2 protein-coding genes and 3 pseudogenes are annotated in these 2,122 nt (G+C 57.8%); all 5 read left to right on the plus strand.

Annotated features, from left to right (window positions below):
• Nucleotides 1-127, plus strand: a pseudogene (locus AB3X96_RS42275) (transposase); the annotation flags it as partial.
• Between the two features lie 417 nt (nt 128-544).
• The gene (locus AB3X96_RS42280; RefSeq protein WP_368594382.1) at nt 545-934 is read left to right on the plus strand and encodes a hypothetical protein; all 390 of its coding nucleotides are present in this window, start codon (nt 545-547) and stop codon (nt 932-934) included.
• Entirely contained in the window at nt 909-1,208 is a 300-nt protein-coding gene (locus AB3X96_RS42285) for a helix-turn-helix transcriptional regulator (RefSeq protein WP_368594383.1), read from the plus strand. The genes AB3X96_RS42280 and AB3X96_RS42285 overlap by 26 nt, the downstream gene beginning before the upstream one ends.
• 203 nt (nt 1,209-1,411) lie before the next feature.
• Nucleotides 1,412-1,641 (plus strand): annotated as a pseudogene (locus AB3X96_RS42290) (IS5/IS1182 family transposase); the annotation flags it as partial.
• 195 nt (nt 1,642-1,836) lie between these two features.
• Nucleotides 1,837-2,122 (plus strand): annotated as a pseudogene (locus AB3X96_RS42295) (transposase); the annotation flags it as partial.

A 2,122-nucleotide genomic window follows, 5' to 3' on the forward strand; every position in this document is an offset into this window, starting at 1 on the left:
CATTGACCTTCAGGTGATCAAACTCGAAGAAACGAAAAAGGGTTTCGTTCTGCTCCCCCGCCGGTGGGTGGTCGAGCGCAGCTTTGGCTGGCTCAACCGTTTCCGGCGTCTCGCACGTGACTATGAAGAGGTCCGGCCGGGATTCGCTAAAAATCCGCCATATCTCGGCCTAAGCTGCTGATTTGACTGCGAAATCGATGGTCGGATCGAGCAGTGGAACGGGGCATTGCAGATGCCGGCAGATAGTCTCCGAGCCGGTTGACATGCCCTCGCCAGTACTGCAGCGACGTCTTGAAAATATTAGCGTCGACCAGATACCAGTTCTCGTGAGCTTCTTTTGGCTTGCGTGACATCCGCAGCACGTTGCACAGGATCCTTCACTTTTCGTTTCGCTTCGGCAACGGCTGGCCGGGCACGAGTATCTGGCGAGCGCGATATCGACGTACATGCAGGACGAGGAATGTTCGCCGCCCGCAGCGGCGATGAAGGCGCGCGAGCGCTGGCAGTTGCGTCTCGCGCTATCGATTGACCCGGAGGAAACCTGATGTACCTACATTCGCGCGCGCAATACTCGTATAGCGTCGAACCGCCCTTTATCTGCATCATCGATCACAACGATGGCGCGCGCTCCGTAACCAATGACGCCGAGCGCGTCATCGCCGATCTGCTCGCCGATGGCTTTCGCGTTGATGAGTACGTCATCATCTATCAGGACAGCGAGGGCGTATGGGATCGCATGCTGACCGCAGACGGCGCCTTCCTCTGCTTTGAGTCTGTCTGCGAGTTAAAGAGCAGGCGAAGCGCGTCATCAATGGCGAGGCGCCGTATAGCCCGTCAATCTGAGGGGCGGCAGTGGTCTGTTTCTCGGAGCCCGGCGGCCCCGATATCAAAAGGGAAGGGTCTGAAACATGACAACGAAGACGACAACCATTAGCGCGAAGCCGGTCTATCTCGACCTGCATGCGGCGGCGACATTCGTATCGCTATCGGAAGCGACGATTCAAAAGCTGGTGCGCGAGAATGAGTTCCCGCCGCCGCGCAAGATATCCGCGAATCGGGTGGCCTTTCATGCTTTCCAACGGCGTCGTCTATGCAGACCTCGCGGTACCGACTACTTCAGCCGGCTCGACACTGGCAAAACCATCCAACGCCTGCTCAAGCGGCTTGCCGATCTCGGCTACGACTCGCAACCGGCCCCTTCCTCATGAGCGCTTCTTACCAGCAACTGGTTGCGTGTTTTCAAAAACGAAAACGCGCAACCAGTTGAAAGTCATACTGCCTGGGCGGTATTAGAGAATCACGCGGACATCAAAAAAACATTTTATATCTATGTGATGGGCGATCGGTGCCATGATGGCAGCAATCCCATAGGGCCTGCAGTCTCGATCTTTGCTTGTGTGCGGACAGGGGGTTTTCGGGATTAGACAAGGGTATGACGCGTTTGGCTGGCGAGAGTGCGATTCTCCGGTTCCGTCACCTCCTCGCAACACACGGCTTGGCCCCGTGATACGCACGCTGGTCAATGAGATCCTGAGCGAGCAAGGCTTGATGCTGAAGGCAGGGTCGGCGGTCGATGCGATCTTGATTTCGGCACCCAGTTCGACAAAGAACGGCTCTGATACACGGGGCCCGGAGACGCACCAGATGAAGAAGGAACCAGCAGCAGTTTGGATAGACGAAGGCTCGGTATCGAGGGTTGATGAAGAGCACCGCGCAGATCACGACACTGTTTGCACTGGCCAACCGTTGAAAGGCGCGCAAGGCTTTACGCGAAACGTGAAAAGCCCATCGGTCTCGGCAAACGGAGGTCGTCATGCTTCGAAAGCCGGGCGACCACTGCGCTGGATCGTACGTGCCGGTGCCCCGTGGCGTTTGTTGCCCAATGACTTTCCGCCGTGGGAACTGGTCTACCAGCAGACGCAACGCTGGATTCAGGCGGGCTGCTTCGAGGCCATGGTGAGCGATTTGCGTTCGATCATCCGGGTCGCCCAGGACCGCCGTGGTCAACCCAGCGCGGTCATCCTCGATGGCCGTACGCTGCAGTCGACGTGCGAAAGCGGCGCACGCGCAGGCTACGACGGATACAAACGCAAGAAAGGCAGCAAGGTACATATGGCGGTGG

The organism is Paraburkholderia sp. BR13439 (genome assembly GCF_040948805.1).
Taxonomy (GTDB): domain Bacteria; phylum Pseudomonadota; class Gammaproteobacteria; order Burkholderiales; family Burkholderiaceae; genus Paraburkholderia; species Paraburkholderia youngii.